Here is a 5,292-nt window from a genome sequence, read left to right on the forward strand (position 1 = left end):
GGGAAGATCATCCGCTCGGACTTCACCTCGCCGGTCTTTTCGTCCTTCTCCTGCTGCAAGTGGAGGTATTTATGTAAAATCTCCAGCAGGCGGTCCTTGCACAGCACATTCTCCCACAGGTAGGCGGTGTCGTAGCCGTCCGGGTTGATGGGATTGCCCTTGCCGCCCACGTTTCCCGCTCCGTTGCTGCCCTGGTTGAAGGGCAGGAAATAGGTTTTTGGCCCCTCCAGCCGGGTGGTCATATACACATTGGTCAGATCTACAGCAAAGTGGACCAGCACCCGGTTTTTGAACTCGAAAATTGCATCTTTCCCTGCCCGGTCGAACTTATATTGCTGGATGGCGTTGGCGGTGTCCTGTCCGGTGAACTGGCATTTCAGCTCCATGGACACCACCGGGATACCGTTGAGGAAGAGGACAATATCAATGCTGTTCTCGTTGCTCAGAGAGTAGTGGAGCTGCCGGGTGCAGTGGAGGATGTTGGAGGCATACTGGGCCTGGCTGGTCTCGTTGATGGAGGTCTCCGGCTTCCAGAATACAACCCGGAACTTGATGCCCCGGTCGGTAAAACCCTGACGCAGCACTTTCAACAAGCCCACCAGCTTCACTTCCCGGCAAAAACGGTCGATGAGCTGCCGCTCACTGTCAGCGTCGTAGATCTTTTCAAACTTCTCCCATTTCTTGGGCTGGCTGGTACGGATGAAAGAGAGAAATGTGCCGGTGTCCAGCGCCTTTTCACGGTTGAAGGCGGCGGGGTTGCCCTTTTGATAGCCGCCGTGGGTCAGGAGGTATTCCTCAATATCCTGCTCAAAGCGTTTTTCTTTATAATCGAAGTCAAACATAAACGCTTCTCCTCATCTAGGGGTTAATTCTTCTACAATATTTTTACAAACGATATCTGTATTATCACAAAATAACTTATCCTCCGATATCCCAAAGGCCTCAAGATTTAAAAGGATTTTTTGCTTTTGGCCCTTGGGTATCCTGATTCTTTGAACAATATTTTCGTGATCTTTAGGAATTGGGGCAATTATTTTTTCAAATACGGGAATCTCCAAATCGCTGGTGTCAATTGTATCATGGAACAGGATGTACCTTCCACATTGAATTTGTTGTCTCAGTGTTCTAATTGGGGCGTATACAAACATTAGCTTTGCGCAACATTCCACGATCCAACTTGCGCCTTTTTCATTTGTATTATATACATTTTTAATCATTGTTTTCTGCTCTAGAAAATACGGCTGAACAATGGCCCTTTCAAAAAACAGATCCAATGGATTCAAAGTAGCATAAGCTAAACGATAGGTATCCGCAATGGCATTTACAACTGGAAAGGTGGCTCTATCACGGTTGTTCTCTTTAAAAACGATAATCTCACCATCTGTGTCAACACCTTTGCATGCAAAATATAGTGCTACCAACGCATTTTCTGTAACATCCAAGAGTCTTGTTGGAATTCCATGATGTTGAAGTAACGCTAGTAATTCTACAGGCAGCATATTACCACGAAACAAATCTGGCATCCTATATTTTGCTGTTTCAATTAGATTCCGTTCGTGATTTAAAAGCGAGATTGAAACAGCAGATGTTCTATTTCTAGCGATTGAAGGCAAAAGTTCATATTTTATATCGGGCTGTCCACGGAATAATAGATTCTCAAAAATTAGCGCCTGGTCATTATGCGTTCTTTCCTTTTGATTACATATCTCACGGACATATTCTTCCAATGATGTAATAGTTGTTGGTTCCAAAACTACACCTCTTTCTTTCCGGTCACAACCTCATAAATAAGAGATTTTTTGTACTCCGTCAATTTCTCAACAATACTTAATTTGTTCTTTAAGACGCAATCAATTTCACTGATTTTATTTTTGATAAACTCGACAACTTTTTCTTGTTCAGATATTGGTGGGAATACAACCGGAATACTAGAAATAATCGTTGTATTTAAATTTGCCATAGTAGTTCCAACAGAATTTAATGTGAGATATTGCTTAACACATGATGTCTGAAGAAACCACGAAATAAATTCTGGCATCAAGTTTGCGTTGCAGTGTATTTTAATACATCCCGTTCCACAAAGATATCGTTGAAAACTACCACCAAAATAAGCACAACGCCCCATTTCTCCTCGACGTGCAAAGATAATATCTCCTTTATTAAGAATGTGTCGAGATAGTTCTTGGGCCTTCAATTCGGTAACAGAACACCGATTGTCTGGAACAATACACCCTTCAACAATATTAGCGGGATTTATAACAAAAATGCCATCTTCAATATAATCTTCTGCATGAAGTTGACTTCCAAAAGGCCCCGTTTGAATGTTTTCTAACCCATAACGCAATGCAGAGACCGTCCAATGCTCCGGTATCTCCCCAATCCACTCAACTCCGCTGTCCTTCATGGGCGTATCAGGATTCAAACCTTTTGTGACGGCTTCAGTGATGACAGACAGCTTATAGGCTTTCAGCTTCTCGATCACTTCCTGCTGCCGGGCAATGATGGCGTCAATCTGGCTGCACTTGCGGTCGAGGTAGTCGGCAATGCGATACTGTTCCTGTAAAGAAGGCGCAGGAATATAAATCCGCTTCATATTCGACCACTTTGTTGACCACAGATCATCAACAATGCCATTTCCCCATCTATAAAATTCATCAGCAAAACGCTCTGAGCGAAATACAAAGCTGTAATATGCATTACACATATTTCTTCTGGGTTTTAGTACCGTATTGATTAGGGAACAGGAACCATCGTATTCTGATATGCCACAAGATCCCCGTCTATCAGAACGACTATTGATTACAAAATCATTCTTTCGAATCAGTTTTCTGTTCTCACCGTCGTTTGTTTTTGCAGCAGTCTCTAACTGTGGAACAACCCCCTGTTTTGTTACAGAAAGAGGCGGGAAATCCACATCACTAACTTTTTCATTTCGTTCTTCATATACTGCACCAATTTTGCTCAGTTCCCAATCAACCGGAATCTCTCCAATCCACTCAATCCCGCTGTCTTTCATCTCCCTCATGCTCCAAACACCTCCGCCAGAGCGCCGTCCAGCTCCGCTTCAATGGCCAGAATCTCTTTCATGATCTCCGCCGAGGGCTTGGGGGCTTCGTACTTGTAGAAATACCGGGTGAATGGGATCTCATAGCCCACCTTGGACTTTTTCTCGTCAATCCATGCATCCGGTGCAAAGGGCAGCACTTCCCGCTCAAAATAGGTCTGGATGTCCTCTTTCAGCGGCACATTCTCCGTATCCCGCAGGTCTGGATTAGCAATCGGGGCACCCTTTGTCGTGCGAAGAATATCTGCATCTTTGTCGTGCGTTGCAAAAAGTAATGAAATAATATCAATAATGGCCGGATCAATATCTCCAGTCGCCCCAGTTTTTTCTCGCCAAGTAGTAGTAAAGTCCTTCTGAAAATCATCAATATTCTTATAGCGCTTCTCCTTTTCCAGCCCGCAACAAATCTCTAAAACACGCATGATAAATTTAGGCTCTTTAATAGCTGGGTGAAGATGTTTACCTGGAAACATTTCTTGACACAGAGCATCAAATTTTGGAATAAGTGAATCCTTTTCTTCAAAAAGCTTTTTCATTCTCTTGTAAGTGACCGAGAAATGCAGTCTAAAGGGTTGCTCCACTGTGATCTTGGTATAGCCAAAGTCGGTGGTGTCAAAAATCTTGCTGATTTCACTCTCCACGAAGTCGCCGTACAGCCGGGTGATCTCTTGAATGGCGCTCTCCGGAATGTCGTTGCGCTTGTTGCCCAGGGCCTTACGCCGCTTTTCATACAGGCCATTGGCGTTAATGAGTTGTACCTTGCCCTCTCGCTTGGTTCCGGCTTTCTTGTTGGACAACACCCAGATATAGGTGGCAATGCCGGTGTTGTAGAAAATATCGTTAGGCAGGGCGATGATGGCCTCCAGCAGGTCATTCTCCAGAATGTACTTGCGAATCTCAGAAGGGCCGCTGCCGGCGTCGCCGGTAAAGAGGGGCGAACCGTTGTGGATGATGGCAATGCGGCTGCCGCCGTCCTTGGGCTCCTTCATTTTAGAAATGGCAGTGAGCAGGAACAGCATCTGTCCGTCGCTGGCCGCAGGCAGGCCGGGGCCAAACCGCCCGGCAAAGCCCCGCTTGGCTTCGGCCTCCACCGTTGCTTTCTCGTTCTTCCACTCCCGGCCGAAGGGAGGATTGGACAGCACATAGTCAAAGGTCTGGCCCTCGAACTGGTCGTCGGACAGGGTGTTGCCGTCCTTGATGAAGTCTGCGTTGTTGCCCTTGATGAGCATATCCGCCTTGCAGATAGCAAAGGTCTGGTCGTTCAGCTCCTGTCCAAAGGCCATCAGCTCGGTGGATGCGTTGAGCTGATGCAGATACTCCTCCGCCACCGACAGCATACCGCCAGTGCCACAGGCCGGGTCATAAATGGTCTTGACCACGTTATTCCCGGACAGCATATCGTTGTCATCGTAGAACAGAATGTTGACCATCAGCTGGATCACTTCTCTGGGGGTATAGTGCTGCCCGGCGTCCTCGTTGTGAGACTCGGAAAACCGGCGGATAATTTCCTCAAAGATGTAGCCCATCTCCAGATTGGAAATCACATCCGGATGCAAATTGGCCTTAGGGGTGGTGAACTCCTTGATGACAATGTAGAGAATGCCTTTGTTGGCCATGGTGGTGATCTGGCCGTCAAACTTAAACTTTTCCAGGATGTCCTGGACGTTCTCCGAAAAGCCGTTCAGGTAGTCCCGGAAGTTTGCCTCGATGTTGTCCGGGTCATCCAGCAGCCGCTCAAAGGTGAACTTGCTGGTGTTATAAAACGCCTTGCCGGAGGCTTTGCGCAGCAGCACATCCCGCATGGGGAGATTCTTCACGGCCTCGAACTTCTCCAGCACTGCATCCTTGGTATCGGCCAGAATACAGTCAAAGCGGCGAATCACCGTGAGGGGCAGGATCACTTCACCGTATTCATGGGGCTTATACACGCCGGTCAATTTATCTGCAATCGCCCAGATCAAGGCGGCTTTTTCACTTACATTGGCACTCAGGCTCATGGTTTTGTTCCTCCACAAATGATCTATATTATCGATATTTTATCATTCCTTCTGATTCCCGGCAACTTTTATATTCCCACAGACAAAGAGGGCAACCCGGTTGGGCTGCCCCCTGTACTTTAACGTTCCATATGCCGTTGTTTTTTCTTTTCTTTGTAACCGTAAAATCTCCCGGCGTATAAAAAGGCCGCCATCTCAGTGCGCAGGCATTGAGATGGCGGTCGGCATTTT

Annotated in this window: 5 protein-coding genes; all 5 read right to left on the reverse strand. The window is 46.5% G+C overall.

The window, feature by feature from the left end; genetic code table 11:
• Positions 1-842 (reverse strand): type I restriction endonuclease (locus Q0J75_RS12920; protein WP_297202140.1); only part of this gene is annotated, 842 nt, incomplete at its 3' end.
• Positions 843-854: 12 nt separating this feature from the next.
• Entirely contained in the window at positions 855-1,751 is an 897-nt protein-coding gene (locus tag Q0J75_RS12925; protein WP_297202144.1) for an FRG domain-containing protein, read from the reverse strand.
• A 2-nt stretch (positions 1,752-1,753) separates the two neighbouring features.
• Positions 1,754-3,025: a restriction endonuclease subunit S gene (locus Q0J75_RS12930; RefSeq protein WP_297202146.1), complete on the reverse strand. Its 1,272-nt coding sequence runs from the start codon at positions 3,023-3,025 to the stop codon at positions 1,754-1,756.
• Positions 3,022-5,061, reverse strand: coding sequence for a type I restriction-modification system subunit M (locus Q0J75_RS12935; RefSeq protein ID WP_297202149.1), 2,040 nt, complete (start codon positions 5,059-5,061; stop codon positions 3,022-3,024). The genes Q0J75_RS12930 and Q0J75_RS12935 overlap by 4 nt, the downstream gene beginning before the upstream one ends.
• A gap of 28 nt (positions 5,062-5,089) precedes the next feature.
• Positions 5,090-5,292, reverse strand: a 203-nt coding sequence (locus Q0J75_RS12940; RefSeq protein WP_297202152.1) for a hypothetical protein, incomplete at its 5' end; no start/stop codon positions are given.

The organism is uncultured Flavonifractor sp. (assembly GCF_944385615.1).
GTDB lineage: Bacteria > Bacillota > Clostridia > Oscillospirales > Oscillospiraceae > Flavonifractor.

Excerpts from the sequence above, each read along its gene's own strand:
- Q0J75_RS12930 (WP_297202146.1), bottom strand. The coding sequence starts at position 3,025 with ATGAGGGAGATGAAAGACAGCGGGATTGAGTGGATTGGAGAGATTCCG.
- Q0J75_RS12935 (WP_297202149.1), bottom strand. The coding sequence starts at position 5,061 with ATGAGCCTGAGTGCCAATGTAAGTGAAAAAGCCGCCTTGATCTGGGCG.